We start from the raw sequence: 16173 nt of genomic DNA, 5'->3' as shown, positions 1-16173 counted from the left end.
GACGGCGTCCGGGGGGATTTCGCACGTCCGGGGCCCGCCACCGCGGCCGGAACCATTGCCCCGATAAAGATCGCGTCACTGTCACAGGTGGCGGGTAGGCTCGATGACAAGATGACAGAGGACCTCACACCAGCCCAGCGCTATGCCGCCGCCCTGGCGCGCAACGCAGAGCAGGCCACCGCGCTGGCGCCCTTCCGCGAGATGTACGAGTTCGGTCTGGACCCCTTCCAGATCGAAGCGTGCCGGGCCCTCGAAGCGGGCAAGGGCGTGCTCGTCGCCGCGCCCACGGGCTCCGGCAAGACCATCGTCGGCGAGTTCGCCGTCCACCTCGCCCTCGACCAGGGCCGCAAGTGCTTCTACACGACCCCCATCAAGGCGCTGTCGAACCAGAAGTACGCCGACCTCGTCAAGCGGTACGGCCCCGACAAGGTCGGCCTCCTCACCGGTGACAACAGTGTCAACGGCGACGCCCCGATCGTCGTCATGACCACCGAGGTCCTCCGCAACATGCTGTACGCCGGGTCCCAGGCCCTCTCCGGCCTCGGCTACGTCGTCATGGACGAGGTCCACTACCTCTCCGACCGCTTCCGCGGCGCGGTCTGGGAGGAAGTGATCATCCACCTCCCCGAGTCCGTCACCCTGGTGTCGCTCTCCGCGACCGTGTCGAACGCCGAGGAGTTCGGCGACTGGCTGGACACCGTCCGCGGCGACACCGAGGTCATCGTCTCCGAGAGCCGCCCCGTACCGCTCTGGCAGCACGTCCTCGCCGGACGCCGGATGTACGACCTCTTCGAGGAGGAGACCGACCACGGAGGCCGCGGCTCCGCCCGGCGCGAGGTCAACCCCGACCTCATCCGCCTCGCCCGCACCGAGAACTCGGCCTACAACCCGCGCGACCGGCGCCGCGGCAAGATGGTCCGCGAGGCCGACCGCGAGCGCGAGCGCCGCCAGCGCTCCCGCATCTGGACCCCCGGCCGCCCCGAGGTCATCGAGCGCCTCGACGCCGAAGGGCTCCTGCCCGCCATCACCTTCATCTTCAGCCGCGCCGGCTGCGAGGCCGCCGTACAGCAGTGCCTCTACGCCGGCCTGCGCCTCAACAACGACGAGGGACGGCTGCGGGTCCGCGAGATCGTCGAGCAGCGCACCGCCTCCATCCCCGCGGAGGACCTCCACGTCCTCGGCTACTACGAGTGGCTCGAAGCGCTGGAGCGGGGCATCGCCGCCCACCACGCCGGCATGCTCCCGACCTTCAAGGAGGTCGTCGAGGAGCTCTTCGTCCGCGGCCTCGTCAAGGCCGTCTTCGCGACCGAGACCCTCGCCCTCGGCATCAACATGCCCGCGCGGTCCGTCGTCCTGGAGAAGCTCGTCAAGTGGAACGGCGAGCAGCACGCCGACATCACCCCCGGCGAGTACACGCAGCTCACCGGCCGCGCCGGCCGCCGCGGCATCGACGTGGAGGGCCACGCCGTCGTCCTGTGGCAGCGCGGCCTCGACCCCGGCCACCTCGCCGGCCTCGCCGGCACCCGCACCTACCCGCTGCGCTCCAGCTTCCGGCCCTCGTACAACATGGCGGTCAACCTCGTCGACCAGTTCGGCCGGCACCGCTCGCGCGAGCTGCTGGAGACCTCGTTCGCGCAGTTCCAGGCGGACCGTTCCGTCGTCGGCATCTCCCGCCAGGTCCAGCGGAACGAGGAAGGGCTGGAGGGCTACCGCGAGGGCATGACCTGCCACCTCGGGGACTTCGAGGAGTACGCGCGGCTCCGCCGCGACCTCAAGGACCGCGAGACCGAACTGGCCCGGCAGGGCGCCGCCCAGCGCCGCGCGCAGGCGGCCGGCTCCCTGGAGAAGCTCAAGCCCGGCGACATCATCCACGTGCCCACCGGCAAGTTCGCCGGGCTGGCGCTGGTCCTCGACCCCGGCATCCCGGCCGGCCGCACCAACGGCCACCGCGGCTTCGAGCACCACGACGGCCCCCGCCCGCTCGTCCTCACCGCCGAGCGTCAGGTCAAGCGGCTCGCCTCGATGGACTTCCCGGTCCCCGTCGAGGCGCTGGAGCGGATGAGGATCCCCAAGACCTTCAACCCCCGCTCCCCGCAGTCCCGCCGCGACCTCGCCTCCGCCCTGCGGAGCAAGGCCGGGCACATCAACCCCGAGCGGCACCGCAAGCAGCGCGCGGCCGCGGCCGACGACCGCGAGATCGCGCGGCTGCGCACCGAGATCCGCGCCCATCCCTGCCACGGCTGCGACGAGCGCGAGGACCACGCCCGCTGGGCCGAGCGCTACCACCGCCTCCAGCGCGACACCCAGCAGCTGGAGCGGCGCATCGAGGGCCGGACCAACACGATCGCCCGCACCTTCGACCGGATCGTCGCGCTCCTCACCGAGCTCGACTACCTGCGCGGGGACGACGTCACGGACAACGGCAAGCGGCTCGCGCGGCTCTACGGCGAGCTCGACCTGCTCGCCAGCGAGTGCCTCCGCGACCGTGTCTGGGAGGGGCTCACCCCGCCCGAACTCGCCGCCTGCGTCTCCGCGCTGGTCTTCGAGTCGCGCCAGGCGGACGACGCCGTCGCCCCCAAGCTGCCCACCGGCAACGCCAAGGCGGCGCTCGGCGAGATGGTCCGCATCTGGGGCCGTCTCGACGCCCTCGAAGAGGAGTTCAAGATCAACCAGGCCGAGGGGGTCGGCCAGCGGGAGCCCGACCTCGGCTTCGCCTGGGCCGCCTACCAGTGGGCCTCCGACAAGAGCCTCGACGAGGTCCTGCGCGAGGCCGAGATGCCCGCCGGCGACTTCGTCCGCTGGTGCAAGCAGGTCATCGACGTCCTCGGGCAGATCGCCGCGGCCGCTCCCAAGGAGAACAGCACGGTCGCGAAGAACGCCCGCAAGGCGGTCGACTCCCTGCTCCGCGGTGTCGTCGCCTACAGCTCGGTCGGCTGACCCACCTCCTGCGCACGACCCGGTGCCCGTGGCGATCACGCCACGGGCACCGGGTCGTTTCCGGCCGCTTCCTCCGCCCCGCGCAGCGTTGTCCACAGGCCGTCGTCCACAGGGGTGGCGCACGGGCCGACCCTTCCGCTTGCATGGACTCGTACAGGGGAAAGGCCAGTTGGGGAGGGGACGTACATGACCACGGAAGCCGGTCCGGGCACCGGGACGCGCGACGACGACACGGGACGGCCGGCGCCGGTCTTCGCCGACGGACCCCGGGGAGTGCCCCTCCTCGGCAACCTCCCCGCGTTCGGCAAGGACCCGCTCGCCTTCTTCGAACAGCTCAGGGAGCGCGGCGACTTCGTCCGCTGGCGCTTCGGTCGCGGGCGCGCGCTCTTCATCGCCCATCCCGACTCCGTCGGTGAACTCCTCACCGAGGTCGAGCGCACCTTCGACCAGCCCGACCTCGGCATCGCCTTCCGCACCCTGCTGGGCAACGGCGTGGTCGTCGCCAAGGGCGCCGACTGGCGCCGCAAGCGCTCCCTCGTCCAGCCCTCCGTCCGCCCCAAGCAGGTCCGCTCCTACGCCGCGACGATGGCCGAGTGCGCTGTCGACCTCGCCGACCGGTGGAGCGACGGGCAGCACGTCGACATCAAGAAGGAGATGGCGGCCCTCACCCAGCTCATCGCCGTCCGCACCATCTTCGGCGTCGACACCGCCGCCGACGCCGAGTCCATCGGCCGGGCCATGGACATCGCGCAGAAGGAGATCGGCGCCGAGTTCAGCGGGATCGGCGCCGTGCTCCCCGACTGGGTCCCGACCCCCGGCCGCGCCCGCATCAAGCGCGCCACCGCCGTCATCGACGCCGAGGTCTCCCGGGTCGTCTCCCGCCACCGCGACGGCGACACCGAGCGCCCCGACCTCCTCAGCCGGCTCCTCGCCGCCCGGGACGAGACCGGCGCCAGCCTCTCCGACCGGGAGATCCGCGACGAGACCGTCACGCTCTACATCGGCGGTCACGAGACCACCAGCTCCACCCTCGTCTGGGCCTGGTACCTCCTCTCCCGCAACCCGCGGGTCCGCGACGCCCTCGCCGAGGAGCTCGACCGTGTCCTCGCCGACCACGAGCCCGGCTACGACGACTACGCCTCCCTGACCTACGCCCAGGCCGTCGTCAAGGAGACCCTGCGGCTCTACCCCACGATCTGGCTCATCACCGGCCTCGCCAAGGAGGGTGCCACTCTCGCCGGCACCCCCGTGCCGGCGGGCACCCGCGTCTGGTCCAGCCAGTGGGCCACCCACCGCGACCCCCGCTGGTACGGCGACGCGGACGCCTTCCGTCCCGAGCGCTGGCTCACCACCGAGGAGGGCGAGCCGGCCGAGGAGATACCCGAGTACGCCTGGTTCCCCTTCGGCGGCGGTCCCCGGGTCTGCCTCGGTACCCGCTTCGCCCTCGTGGAGGCCGTCCTCGTCCTCGCCGTCCTCGCCCGCCGCTACCACCTCGACGTCACGACGGACGAGATCCGCCCGGTCCCCAGCCTCACGCTCCAGCCGGACCGGGACGTCCACGCAACGGTCCGCGCCCGTCGCTGACGCCCGGTCACCACCAACCCGTGGAGGTGCCGTTGTCGCCGCGGGGACGGATGAGGAGCCGCGACGACGGACACCGCGACGGCCGCCTGGCGGGCCCGGCCGCCCGGCTGCGACGGGAAGCGCTTCGGTAGGGGGCGGAGGGCAGGGCGCGGGCCCGGGAGCCCCGTGCCGGGTCGTCGCGGGGAAGCCGTCCCGTCAGCGCACCGGGGTGGGCGTCTGCGGCGCGCCGGCTCCCGCCCCGCGCCCTGCCTTCACCGTCCATACCGCCCGCACTCCCAGGAACAGAGGCAGACCGACGGGGGAGAGGAGAATCGTCAGGAGGAGCAGCGGGGCCATCAGGAGGGGCGGGACCTCAAGGCGCCGGGCCTCGCGGTACATCCACTGGCCCAGGAGCAGGTCCCAGGCGATGACCTGTGCCCAGACGGCCCCGGCGCCGTTCGCGAGCGCGGTGAGCTCCCGGAAGGTGTCGAGGTCGGGGCTGGAGACGGCGGTCCAGAGCTCCGGCAGGACGGGGACGGCCAGTACCGCCCACACGGTCAGCAGGGGCAGGACCGTGAACGGCGAGGCCGCCAGCCGCTCGGTTCCGCGCCACCCCGGCGCCAGGATCATCAGCAGCCAGACGGGCGCCGCCAGCAGGAACGTCAGCTCGAAGAGGAAGCCGGTCATGCCGAGACCTCCTCCGAAGGTGCGGAGGCGGGGGAGGAGGGGGTGGAGGAAGGGAGGCGGAGGGAGAGGCCCGCGGCCACGGCGGTGAGTACGGCGATCGCGCCCCCGGCCGCCAGGGTCGCCCCGTCCGGGGCGAACAGGGCCTGGCCGCGCAGGGCCTGCCAGGTCAGGAGGACGAAGACGGCCGTGTAGGCGGCGGAGGCGGTCAATGTCAGCCGCAGGCGCACCCGTTCGTCGGCGAGGCGCCCGAAGCGGCCGGCGAGGGCGGCGAGGACGAGCAGCAGCAGCGGGAGCAGCTGGAGCGCGTGCATGCCGAAGAAGTGGGCCACGCGCAGGTCGCCTCCGGTGGTCGCCCAGCCGGTCAGCGGCATCGAGGGGCCGCCGTCCGGGACGCCGACGCTGTGGGCGCCGCTGATGGGGGGCTCCTCCACCGCCAGCTGCTCGGGGGTCGGACGGACCATCAGGAAGCCGACGGCCGCGCCCGCCAGGGCGATCAGGGAGGAGAGCCGGACGGCCCAGGCGGTGGCCCGGTCGAGGATCCGGGCGCGCAGCAGGAGCACGGCGATGGTCAGGGCGCCCAGCCACAGGACGACGACGGTGCCGCCCATGATCTGGAAGACGGCGTTGTCGAAGGGCGTGGCCTGGTTGAAGTGGCTCTGGGTGCCGCGGATCACCTGGAGGGTGATGAGGACCATCTCGCCCGCGCCGGCGACGCCGACCACCGTCCCGGCCCACCAGCCGATCCGGTGGGCCCGGGGGAGCGGCGCGAGCAGCGAGAGCATCCAGGCGAGCGAGAGCGCGTAGGCGATGAACGAGAGCGAGAACTTCAGCGGCTTCGTCCAGATCGGTACGCCGACGAGGATCCGGTCGTCGACGGCCAGGCCGACGACGGAGACGAGGGCCAGCAGGCCCATGGAGGCGGCGAACCAGACCAGGGGCCGGTGGAGGCGGGCGGGCGGGTGCGGTAACGACGACATGCGTATCCCCCGTGGAACGATTATGGATAGTGGCACTCGCCGCTATCTGATAGCGCCACTATCTATGATGGAGACGTCGGTCGGCAAGACCGTTGAACGACCGGGAAGGTGAACGCGCGGTGCGCATCGGAGAGTTGAGTCGCAGGACCGGGGTGTCCGTGCCCACGATCAAGTTCTACGTACGGGAAGGGCTGTTGCCGGCAGGGGAGTTGACGAGCCCCAACCAGGCTTCGTACGAGGAGACGCATGTACGGCGCCTCCGCCTGATCCGGGCGCTTCTCGATGTCGGCGGACTCTCCGTCGCGGGCATCCGGGACGTGATCGAGGCCGTCGACGACAAGGAGCGGCCGGTGCACAAGGTCCTCGGCACGGCGGCCATCCGGCTGGTGCCGCGCTACGAGCGCGAACCGGGCGCCGGGATCGAGAAGGCGCGCGAGCGGGTCGCCGCACTGGTCGCCGCGCGCGGCTGGCGGGTGCACTCCGGCGGCGGGGCGGCGGAGGCGCTGGCGACCGCCCTGGCCACGCTCGAAGAGGTCGGCCACGGCTCGTTCGCCGACTATCTGGAGGTCTACGCCGACGCGGCGGAGAACGTCGCCCGCGCCGACCTGCGGTACGTGGCGGACCACGTGGCGCGCGAGGAGCTCGTCGAGAGCACCGTCGTGGGCACGGTCCTCGGTGACGCGGTCTTCTCGGCGCTGCGGCGGCTGGCCCACGTGGACGCCTCGGACCGCGCCTTCGGCGAGAAGAAGTAGCGGGGCCCCGCCGGTCGGCCGGTGGCCGGGCGGGGTGAGGCCGGGCCGTGTGAAGCGGGGCCGTGTGAAGCGGGGCCGTGTGAAGCGGGGCCGTGTGAAGTGGGGGAACGGTCCAGGCGGGGGAGGGGCCGGGCAGGGGAATGGGGCCGGGCAGGCGAAAGGGGGTGGGTGCCTCGGGCGCCCACCCCCTGCTCGCCGGTCGGCGCGTCAGTTCTCCTGCTCGCGCTCCACCTGCTCGTTCCACTCGCGCTTGATCGCGCGCCACGCCTCGTCCGACTTGCCCAGACGCCAGTAACCCGAGATGGACAGCCGCTCGCGGCCCACTCCGCGGTCCAGGCGGAGGTGGCGGCGCAGGTCCTTCACGAAACCGGCCTCACCGTGGACGAAGGCGTGCACGTCACCGGCCGGGAAGTCCAGCGAGCGGACGGCCTCGACGAGCGCCTCGCCCGCCGGCCGGTCACCCCGGTGCAGCCAGGTCACCTCCACGCCGTCCGCGGTGGCGAACTTCTGCTCCTCGGCCGCGTCCGACACCTCGACGAACGCGTGCACGCGCGCCCCGGCGGGCAGCCGCTCCAGGGCCACGGCGATCGCCGGCAGCGCGCTCTCGTCGCCGACGAGGAGGTGCCAGTCGGCCGCCGGGTCCGGCGCGTAGCCGCCGCCGGGGCCGAGGAAGCGCACCGTCTCGCCCGCCTGCGCGCGCGCCGCCCACGGGCCGGCCAGGCCCTCGTCGCCGTGCACCACGAAGTCGACGGTCAGCTCCCGCTGCACGGCGTCCCAGGCCCGCACGGTGTACGTCCGGGTCGTCGGCCACTGCTCCCGGGGGAACTCCGCCCGGATCCGCTCCATGTCGAACGGCTCCGGGTAGGAGACGCCCTCCGGGGCGAAGAGCAGCTTCACGTAGTGGTCGGTGTACTCACCGGCGTCGAACGCGTCGAGCCCCGGACCTCCCAGGACCACGCGCACCATGTGCGGCGTGATGCGCTCGGTGCGCACCACGCGCGCCTCGGTGGCCTTCGGTGCCTTGCGGGCCGGCTGCTCTGCCACGGCGGGCTCTCCTGACTCTACGAACTTAGGTATGCCTAAGCTAGCATCTCGCGGCGCGTGCGCCCCAGACCCCCGCCCCCCGCCGCCGCGAGGCCCGTCTCCGCACTGTCCGCGGGCGCCGCGAAAGGCGCCGCGAAATCCTTCCCCGGACTGTCCGCCGGCAGCGCGGAGTCCGTCCCCGGGCCGGCGCGGGGACGGCCCACGGGCCCGTCCCTCAGCGCTCCAGTACCGGCAGCAGCCGGCCCACGGCCCCGCCCAGCCCCCACCGCTTCACCAGGGCGTCGAGCGCCGCCGGGTCGCGGGGCGCCGACGGCAGCGCCGGGTCGAACTCCGGCAGCGACACGTCACCGGCGACCCGCACCACCGTCGGGGCGACGTCCAGGTACGCGGCCGCCTCGACGATCCCGCGCCGCTTGGCCGGGGTCAGCTTCGACGCGCGGTCCTCGGCGGCCGTCCGGACCCCGTCGAGGTCGCCGTACTCCGTGATCAGCTGCGCCGCCGTCTTCTCCCCGATGCCCTTGACGCCGGGCAGCCCGTCGCTCGCGTCCCCGCGCAGCGCCGCGAAGTCCGCGTACTGGTCGGGGCGCACCCCGTACTTCGCGCGGATGAACGCGGCGTCCACCAGGTCGCAGTCGCCGACGCCCTTGCGGGGGTAGAGGACGCGCACCCCGCGTGCGTCGTCCACCAGCTGGAACAGGTCGCGGTCGCCGGTGACGATGTCGACCGGACCGGCGGCCCGCCCGGCCAGCGTCCCGATCACGTCGTCCGCCTCGTAGCCGGCGGCCCCGACGCGGGCCACGCCGAGCGCCGCGAGGACCTCCTCGATCACCGGCACCTGCGGGGACAGCGTGTCCGGGATCTCCTCCTCGTCGGGCCCGGTCTCCGTCTCGGCCGCCACCCGGTGCGCCTTGTAGGACGGGATCAGGTCGACCCGCCACTGCGGCCGCCAGTCCTCGTCCCAGCAGGCCACCAGGTCGTCGGGGCGGTGGTCCTGGACGAGCCGGGTGATGAAGTCGAGGAGCCCGCGGACGGCGTTGACCGGCGTGCCGTCCGGCGCGCGCACCGAGTCCGGGACGCCGAAGTAGGCGCGGAAGTACAGGCTGGCGGTGTCGAGGAGCATCAAACGTCGGGTCACCCGCCCGATCATGCCGCACGCCACCGACAGACCGCGGCGAGCGACAGGCATCCGCCGCCGCGACGGCGGATGCCTGTCGCTCGGCCGAGGCGGCCTCGGAGGGAGCGTGGCGCGCCGGGGCGCCCGCACGGGTCCCCGCGGTCGCCGGGACCCGTGCGGGCGCCGCCTCGCGCAGGACCCGGAGTGACCCGTGTCACCTTTGCGTTTGCACCGGGTGGCCCCGGGCAGGCGGCAGCCCGGAGCGGATCCCGGTACGGGGATTTCGATGCTGGAACCCCCGTACGCGACGGGTCGCAGGCGGATCCTGCCCGCTCCACGGCCCGGCCGCGCGGGGGTGGCAGGGCCGTTCTTCATTGCTACCCGTGAGGTGTATGTGTCCAGGCTCCAGGCCGACCACCTGTTCAAGGTGTTCGGCAGACGACCCGACGAGGCCGTGCGCAGGCTCGCCGCAGGTGCCGACCGCGAGGAACTGCGGTCCGAGGGGACGACCGCCGCGGTCGTCGACGCCGGCTTCACCGTCGAGCCCGGCCAGATCTTCGTCGTGATGGGTCTGTCCGGATCCGGCAAGTCGACCCTCCTGCGCATGCTGAACGGTCTGCTCGAACCCACCGCGGGACGGGTCCTCTTCGACGGCCGCGACCTCACCGCGCTCTCCCCCCGCGAGCTCCGCGAAGTCCGCTCCAGCAAGATCAGCATGGTCTTCCAGCACTTCGCTCTGTTCCCGCACCGAAACGTCCTGGAGAACGCCGCCTACGGCCTGGAGGTGCAGGGAGTACCCCGCGCCGAGCGTGAGAAGCGCGCCGCCGAGGCTCTGGAACTGTGCGGTCTCGCGGGCTGGGAGAAGTCCTGGCCCGACGAGCTGTCCGGCGGCATGCAGCAGCGCGTCGGCCTGGCCCGCGCGCTCGCCACCGACGCCGACCTGCTCCTCATGGACGAGTCGTTCAGCGCGCTCGACCCGCTGATCCGCCGCGACATGCAGGACCAGCTCCTCGTCCTCCAGCAGCGGCTGAAGAAGACCATCGTCTTCATCACCCACGACCTGAACGAGGCCATGCGCCTCGGCGACCGGATCGCCGTCATGCGCAACGGCCGGATCGTGCAGCTCGGCACCGCGGAGGACATCCTCGTCCGCCCCGCCGACGACTACGTCGCCTCCTTCATCCAGGACGTCGACCGCTCCCGGGTGCTCACCGCGTCCGCCGTCATGACCGAGGGCGCCACCGCGGCCGACTGCCCCGCCGGCTGCGCCTGCCGGCCGGTCGGACCGGACACGCTCGTCGCCGACCTGTGCGCCGTCGCCGCGCTGGCCCCGCACCCCGTCACCGTCGAGGACGCCGACGGCACCGTCCTCGGTGTCGTCCCCGCGGAGCGCCTGCTCGCCGTCATGGGCGGCGCGACCGCCGCCGCGGAGAAGGACGGCCGCGCGGCCTACGACGCCCCGCGCCGGACGGCGGACGACTTCCCGCGCCCCGCCCCGGGCGGTGCGTCCGCCCGACCGGTCCGCAAGGACGCCCGGGAGGTGACCGCCGGTGCCTAGGCTTCCCCTCGGCGAGTGGGTCGACAGCTCCGTCGACTGGCTCCAGGTCCAGTTCTCCTGGCTGTTCGACGCCGTCAGCACCGGCGTCACCGGCCTTTACGACGGCATCGACGCCGTCCTGTCCGCACCCCAGCCGCTGCTCTTCGCCGGCATCCTGGCCGTCCTGGCCTGGTGGCTGCGGGGGCTCGCGGCCGGCGTCCTGGCGTTCGCGGGGTTCGCCCTCGTCGACTCCGTCCAGTTGTGGGACGAGGCCATGGCGACGCTGTCGCTCGTACTCGTGGCCACCCTGGTGACCCTGGTGATCGCGGTGCCGCTCGGCATCTGGGCGGCCCGGTCCACGAGCGTGAGCGCCGTCCTGCGGCCCGTCCTCGACTTCATGCAGACCATGCCGGCGATGGTCTACCTCATCCCCGGCATCATCTTCTTCGGCGTCGGTGTCGTCCCCGGCATCATCGCCACCATCGTCTTCGCGCTGCCTCCGGGCGTCCGGATGACCGAACTCGGCATCCGCCAGGTCGACGGCGAACTCGTCGAGGCGGCCGAGGCGTTCGGCACCACGCCGCGGAACACGCTGCTGCGCGTCCAGCTGCCGCTCGCCCTGCCGACGATCATGGCCGGCGTCAACCAGGTCATCATGCTCGGCCTCTCCATGGTGGTCATCGCCGGCATGGTCGGCGGCGGCGGCCTCGGCGGCGCCGTCTACCGGGCGATCGGCAACGTCGACATCGGCCTCGGCTTCGAGGCCGGCGTCTCCATCGTGGTGCTCGCCATGTACCTCGACCGGATGACCGGCGCCCTCGGCCGCCAGGTCTCCCCGCTCGGCCGCCGGGCCGCCGCCAAGGCGCGCGCGGCGAGCGCCGGGAGGGTCGGCGCGAAGCTCTGGGCCCACCGTCCGCAGCCCGTCACCGCCCTCGTCGGCGTCGTCGTCCTCGCCCTGGTCGCGGGCGGCTCCGGCTTCCTCGGCGGCTCCGGTACGGCCTCCGCGGGCGGCAACGGCAAGAAGGTCAGCATCGGCTTCATCCCCTGGGACGAGGGCATCGCCTCCACCTATCTGTGGAAGGAGCTGCTGGAGCGGCGCGGCTACCAGGTCGACACCAAGCAGCTGGAGGCCGGCGCGCTCTACACCGGTCTCGCCGGCGGCCAGCTCGACTTCCAGACCGACGCCTGGCTGCCCGTCACGCACGAGCAGTACTGGGCCAAGTACCGGAACAAGCTGGAGGACCTCGGCTCCTGGTACGGCCCCACCTCCCTGGAGCTCGCCGTCCCCTCGTACGTCAAGGGAGTGGACTCGCTCGCCGACCTCAAGGGGAAGGCCGGACAGTTCAAGGGCCGGATCGTCGGCATCGAGCCGAGCGCCGGCATGATGGGCATCCTCAAGGACAAGGTCATGAAGGAGTACGGCCTCGACGGCGAGTACCAGGTCGTCGACGGCTCCACCCCCGGCATGCTGGCCGAGCTGAAGCGCGCGTACGACCGCAAGGAACCGGTCGTCGTCACCCTCTGGTCGCCGCACTGGGCCTACTCCGCCCACGACCTGAGGAAGCTCGCCGACCCGAAGGGCAGCTGGGGCAAGGGCGACGGCGTCCACACCCTCGCCCGCAAGGGCTTCGCCGCCGAGAACCCCGAGATCGGCGCCTGGCTGAAGAGGTTCAAGCTGACCGAGAAGCAGCTCACGGACCTGGAGGCCGTCATCCAGGAGACCGGCAAGGGCAAGGAGCAGCAGGCCGTCCGTACCTGGCTGGACCGGAACCCGGGCCTCGCGGAGAAGCTCACTCCGCGGTAGCCGTCCGGACCCGTCCCCCCGGGACGGTCCCGTGACTCCTGTCCGAAAAGGGGTGGTCGCCGAGCGTGCTCGGCGACCACCCCTTTTCGGCACGACGAGAAACACCGCCCCAAAGCTGCGTAAGGTTCAGGTAACCGACCGGTACACCGGTCCGAGGGACCCGCCGCAGACACAAGGGAGGGAGTCGACATGGACGAGAAGGAATCACCCCGTGTGGGCGCGGCCGTCAAGAGACGCCGCAGAGCGCTCCAGCTCACCCTGGCCGTCGTCGCCTCCCGCAGCGGACTCTCCGTCCCCTTCCTCAGCCAGGTGGAGAACGACCGGGCCCGACCCAGCCGCCGCTCCCTCGAACTGGTCGCCAAGGCCCTGGAGACGACGGCCGGCGAACTCCTGGCCGCCGCCGAGGCCTCCCGCACCGTCGACGTCGTACGGTCCGACGAGAGCTCCCCCGACCCGGCCCTGCCCGCGGGCGTCCGCCGGCTCGTCCGGGGCCGCCACCAGCTGCACGCCCTGGAGTTCACCGGCGAGCAGGACGCGGGACGCGAGTTCCAGCACCGCAACGACGAGCTGCTCTACGTGGCCGACGGCGCCGCCGAGGTCGAGGCCGAGGGTCGCGCCTACCGGCTCGGCCGCGGCGACACCCTCTACCTCTCCGGCGGCGTGCGGCACCGCTGGCGCGCCACCGAGCCCGGCACCCGCCTGCTCGTCGTCGCCGTCGCCGACCACGTCGAGGCCGAGGAGGTGTGAGGGCCGCACCGAGGGTCGTCTCCCTCGTGCCGTCCCTCACCGAGGCCGTCGCCGTCACTCTGCCCGGCCTGCTCGTCGGCGCGACCGACTGGTGCAGCCACCCCGCGGGCCTCGACGTCGCGCGGATCGGCGGCACCAAGAACCCCGACGTCGCCGCGGTCACCGCGCTCCGCCCCGACCTCGTCCTCGCCAACGAGGAGGAGAACCGGGCCCCGGACCTCGCCGCCCTGCGGGCCGCCGGGACCGAGGTCCTCGTCACCGAGGTCCGCACCCTCGACCAGGGCCTGCGTGAACTGGCCCGCGTCCTCGCCGCCTGCGGCGCGCCCGCGCGGCCCCGCTGGCTCGACGAGGCCGAGGCCGCCTGGGAGGCGGTGACGCCGGTGGGGGCCGCGGCGGACGGCGGACCGCTCACCGCCGTGGTGCCGATCTGGCGCCGCCCCTGGATGGTCCTCGGCCGTGACACCTTCGCGGGCGACCTGCTGGCCCGGCTCGGCGTCCGCAACGTGTACGCAGGCCACCCCGAGCGCTATCCGCGCCTGCCGCTCGACGACCTGCGGGCCGCCGCCCCCGACCTCGTCGTCCTGCCGGACGAGCCCTACCGCTTCACCGCCGACGACGGCCCCGAGGCGTTCCCCGAGGCCGCCGCCGCGCTCGTCGACGGGCGGATGCTCACGTGGTACGGGCCGTCCCTGGCCGCCGCCCCGCGGGCACTGGCCCGGGCCCTGCGAGCAGCGCGCCGCTGAACAGCCCCCGCGCCGTGTGGAACGCGGTCGGCAGCCAGGCCGCGACGAGGAGCGCGTACAGCCCGATCGCGAGCCACCGGAAGGCCGCGAGTCCGGTGTGCCCGGCCAGGCCCTCCGCGCCGGTCACACAGGTGCCGACGGGGAAGGTGAAGGCCCAGAAGGTCATCGCGAAGCCCATGCCCTGCCGCCGCGCCCGCAGCACCATCGCCCCGGCCAGTGCCAGCCACAGCAGCGCGAACCCCATGACGGGCACGCCGTAGAGGACGGCGAAGGCGGCGAAGCCGTGCGCGTACGGAGCGGGCAGCACCCCCGCGGCCGCGTCGGCGAACTTGTTCGCCGCGGTGGTCGACTGTCCCAGCGGGCCGAGGACGAGGAACAGGGTGGGGGTGAGCGCGAGGGGGAGGGGACCGCCGGTGACCAGCCGGCCGAAGACGAGCGGCAGCATCACGAGGGTGGCCAGCAGGCTCACGCCGAACATCGCGTAGCAGGCGATCAGCAGGGTCTGCTGGGCCTGGCCCGCGGGCAGGTGGGGCACGAGCAGCGGGCCGAGCGCGGCCGAGACCATGGGCGCCACGACCGGGAGCAGCCACACCGGCGAGGCGCTCTCGATCCGGTGGTGCACCACCATCAGGTACGGGACGGCCACCGCGGCCGCCAGCCCGACCAGCGTGCCGACGATGAAAAGGACCGCGTCCAGGGCCAGGGCCGCCGGCAGCCCGATCCAGTCCAGGCCCACGGTCATCGCCCCGCCGCCGACCGCGAGCAGGGCCATCGAGGTACAGCCGTAGAAGGGCGCCACGGCGGGGTCGAGGAGGTGCGCGCGGGCCTGGTCGCGGTGGTGGATCCAGTGCAGCACGCGGGCGGAGACCAGGACGGCCAGCATCACCAGGGACAGCGCCCAGACCGCGGTGCACACCGTCCGCAGGCCGGGGACGTCCACCGGGAGCGCGGCACCCGCCGTGGCGACGATGGAGGTGCCCATCACGGAGGCGTACCAGTTCGGTCCGAGGTGGCGGACGGAAGGGGCCGACGGGGCCGGCCGCGCGCCGGGGGTGGTGGCGCGGAGGGCCGGACGGGGGGCCGAGCGGGGTGTTGCGAGGCTTGCCATGGCTCCACCGTCGCCCCTCGCTCCGGCCCCCACCAGGGATCATGCGGCTATGACGTCATAAGCTGGCTTTATGAGCAGGGAGACGAGCGGGCCGCAGGGTGCCGACGGCAGGCGGGAGGCACGGGCGGAGGGGGGGATCTCCGAGGGCCGGGGGACGCGCGGGCAGCCTGGGGAGCACGGCGGCGAGCCGCGGCCCCACCTCTCCCACCGGGTCCCGGACCTCGGTGCGCTCGAACTCCTCCTCGCCGTCGCCCGGCACGGCAGTCTCGGCGCGGCGGCCCGCGAGGTCGGGATCACCCAGCCCGCCGCGAGCAGCCGGATCCGTTCCATGGAGCGGCAGCTCGGGGTGGCCCTCGTCGACCGCTCGCCCCGCGGCTCCCGCCTCACCGACGCCGGCGCGCTCGTCACCGACTGGGCGCGGCGGATCGTGGAGGCGGCGGAGGCCTTCGACGCGGGCGCGCAGGCGCTGCGGGGACGCCGGGACTCCCGGCTGCGGGTGGCCGCGTCCATGACGATCGCCGAGTACCTGCTGCCCGGCTGGCTCATCGCCCTGCGCACCCAGCGGCCGGACACCGCCGTGTCGCTGCAGGCGGGGAACTCCGCGGCGGTCGCGGAGCGCCTCTTCGCGGGCGACGCCGACGTCGGCTTCGTCGAGGGGCTCGCCGTGCCCGACGGCCTCGACGGGGCGGTCGTCGCCCACGACCGGCTCGTCCTCGTGGTCGCCCCGTCGCACCCGTGGGCCCGCCGCCGGGACCCCCTGGACCCGGCGGAGCTGGCCGCGACCCCCCTCGTCCTGCGCGAACGCGGCTCCGGGACCCGTCAGGTCCTCGACGCCGCCCTCTCCGGCCACGGAGGTCTCGCCCAGCCCCTGCTGGAACTCGCCTCCACCACCGCGGTGAAGGCCGCCGCCGTCAGCGCGGCCGGGCCCGCCGTCCTCAGCGAACTCGCCATCACCGAGGAGCTCGCCTCACGCCGCCTGGTCGCCGTCCCCGTCGCCGGGGTCCTGCTCCGCCGTGACCTCCGGGCCGTCTGGCCCACCGGCCACCGCCCCACCGGTCCCGCCCGGGACCTGCTGTCGCTGACGCGGGCGCGGCCGGCGGGGTAGCCCCGGGCCCGGCGGTCGGGGCCGGCCCCGAGGGCCTGCGGCGAAGGGTCTGCCG

General features: G+C 73.5%; 13 protein-coding genes. 8 read left to right on the top strand and 5 right to left on the bottom strand.

The annotated features are described in order from the left end of the window. Positions 1-111: 111 nt before the first annotated feature. Both ACZ60W_RS01845 and ACZ60W_RS01840 read left to right on the top strand, forming a co-directional pair. Positions 112-2937 carry a DEAD/DEAH box helicase gene (locus tag ACZ60W_RS01845; protein ID WP_469753359.1) on the top strand — a complete coding sequence of 942 codons (2826 nt, stop codon included), beginning with the start codon at positions 112-114 and terminating at the stop codon, positions 2935-2937. 186 nt (positions 2938-3123) lie between these two features. After that, positions 3124-4521, top strand: a complete 1398-nt coding sequence (locus ACZ60W_RS01840; RefSeq protein WP_469753358.1) for a cytochrome P450 — start codon at positions 3124-3126, stop codon at positions 4519-4521. A 195-nt stretch (positions 4522-4716) separates the two neighbouring features. On the opposite strand, the gene ACZ60W_RS01835 is transcribed toward ACZ60W_RS01840, so the two are convergent. Then, positions 4717-5187, bottom strand: a complete 471-nt coding sequence (locus tag ACZ60W_RS01835) for an ABA4-like family protein (RefSeq protein ID WP_469753357.1) — start codon at positions 5185-5187, stop codon at positions 4717-4719. Continuing rightward, complete coding sequence (locus ACZ60W_RS01830) at positions 5184-6101, bottom strand: hypothetical protein (protein WP_469753487.1); 918 nt, start codon at positions 6099-6101, stop codon at positions 5184-5186. Before ACZ60W_RS01830 ends, ACZ60W_RS01835 begins: the two co-directional genes overlap by 4 nt. 182 nt (positions 6102-6283) lie before the next feature. On the opposite strand from ACZ60W_RS01830, the gene ACZ60W_RS01825 reads away from it, so the two are divergent. Continuing rightward, the gene (locus tag ACZ60W_RS01825; RefSeq protein ID WP_469753356.1) at positions 6284-6916 is read left to right on the top strand and encodes a MerR family transcriptional regulator; all 633 of its coding nucleotides are present in this window, start codon (positions 6284-6286) and stop codon (positions 6914-6916) included. Positions 6917-7123: 207 nt separating this feature from the next. Here the strand turns inward: ACZ60W_RS01825 and ACZ60W_RS01820 are convergent, their stop codons facing one another. Together ACZ60W_RS01820 and ACZ60W_RS01815 are read right to left on the bottom strand one after the other, a co-directional pair. Then, entirely contained in the window at positions 7124-7960 is an 837-nt protein-coding gene (locus ACZ60W_RS01820; protein ID WP_469753355.1) for a siderophore-interacting protein, read from the bottom strand. Positions 7961-8174: 214 nt separating this feature from the next. Further along, positions 8175-9080: a 5'-3' exonuclease gene (locus tag ACZ60W_RS01815; RefSeq protein WP_469753486.1), complete on the bottom strand. Its 906-nt coding sequence runs from the start codon at positions 9078-9080 to the stop codon at positions 8175-8177. Positions 9081-9468: 388 nt separating this feature from the next. Here ACZ60W_RS01815 and ACZ60W_RS01810 point away from each other — a divergent pair, with 388 nt between their 5' ends. The 4 genes from ACZ60W_RS01810 to ACZ60W_RS01795 all read left to right on the top strand — a co-directional run bounded on the left by ACZ60W_RS01810 (position 9469) and on the right by ACZ60W_RS01795 (position 13905). Next, positions 9469-10632 carry a quaternary amine ABC transporter ATP-binding protein gene (locus ACZ60W_RS01810; RefSeq protein WP_469753354.1) on the top strand — a complete coding sequence of 388 codons (1164 nt, stop codon included), beginning with the start codon at positions 9469-9471 and terminating at the stop codon, positions 10630-10632. Further along, complete coding sequence (locus ACZ60W_RS01805; RefSeq protein WP_469753353.1) at positions 10625-12415, top strand: ABC transporter permease/substrate binding protein; 1791 nt, start codon at positions 10625-10627, stop codon at positions 12413-12415. The genes ACZ60W_RS01810 and ACZ60W_RS01805 overlap by 8 nt, the downstream gene beginning before the upstream one ends. A 189-nt stretch (positions 12416-12604) precedes the next feature. Next, the gene (locus tag ACZ60W_RS01800; protein ID WP_469753352.1) at positions 12605-13162 is read left to right on the top strand and encodes a helix-turn-helix domain-containing protein; all 558 of its coding nucleotides are present in this window, start codon (positions 12605-12607) and stop codon (positions 13160-13162) included. Beyond that, the gene (locus tag ACZ60W_RS01795) at positions 13159-13905 is read left to right on the top strand and encodes a helical backbone metal receptor (protein ID WP_469753351.1); all 747 of its coding nucleotides are present in this window, start codon (positions 13159-13161) and stop codon (positions 13903-13905) included. The genes ACZ60W_RS01800 and ACZ60W_RS01795 overlap by 4 nt, the downstream gene beginning before the upstream one ends. On the opposite strand, the gene ACZ60W_RS01790 is transcribed toward ACZ60W_RS01795, so the two are convergent. Beyond that, on the bottom strand, positions 13832-15013 hold the full coding sequence (locus ACZ60W_RS01790) for a TDT family transporter (RefSeq protein ID WP_469753350.1): 1182 nt from the start codon (positions 15011-15013) through the stop codon (positions 13832-13834). The two genes, ACZ60W_RS01795 and ACZ60W_RS01790, sit on opposite strands and share 74 nt — an antisense overlap. A gap of 70 nt (positions 15014-15083) precedes the next feature. Between ACZ60W_RS01790 and ACZ60W_RS01785 the strand changes: the two genes are divergently transcribed. Beyond that, positions 15084-16118, top strand: a complete 1035-nt coding sequence (locus ACZ60W_RS01785) for a LysR family transcriptional regulator (RefSeq protein WP_469753349.1) — start codon at positions 15084-15086, stop codon at positions 16116-16118. Positions 16119-16173: the final 55 nt, after the last annotated feature.

The sequence above is a fragment of the Streptomyces sp. NPDC104202 genome, assembly GCF_055584185.1.
Note: the sequence above shows the minus strand (reverse complement) of the source record. Positions and strands in the feature narration are given on the sequence as shown.

Coding starts and splice junctions, on each gene's coding strand:
- ACZ60W_RS01845 (WP_469753359.1), top strand. CDS start 112: ATGACAGAGGACCTCACACCAGCCCAGCGCTATGCCGCCGCCCTGGCG.
- ACZ60W_RS01800 (WP_469753352.1), top strand. CDS start 12,605: ATGGACGAGAAGGAATCACCCCGTGTGGGCGCGGCCGTCAAGAGACGC.
- ACZ60W_RS01815 (WP_469753486.1), bottom strand. CDS start 9,080: ATGCTCCTCGACACCGCCAGCCTGTACTTCCGCGCCTACTTCGGCGTC.
- ACZ60W_RS01830 (WP_469753487.1), bottom strand. CDS start 6,101: ATGGGCCTGCTGGCCCTCGTCTCCGTCGTCGGCCTGGCCGTCGACGAC.
- ACZ60W_RS01840 (WP_469753358.1), top strand. CDS start 3,124: ATGACCACGGAAGCCGGTCCGGGCACCGGGACGCGCGACGACGACACG.
- ACZ60W_RS01785 (WP_469753349.1), top strand. CDS start 15,084: ATGAGCAGGGAGACGAGCGGGCCGCAGGGTGCCGACGGCAGGCGGGAG.
- ACZ60W_RS01790 (WP_469753350.1), bottom strand. CDS start 15,013: ATGGCAAGCCTCGCAACACCCCGCTCGGCCCCCCGTCCGGCCCTCCGC.
- ACZ60W_RS01835 (WP_469753357.1), bottom strand. CDS start 5,187: ATGACCGGCTTCCTCTTCGAGCTGACGTTCCTGCTGGCGGCGCCCGTC.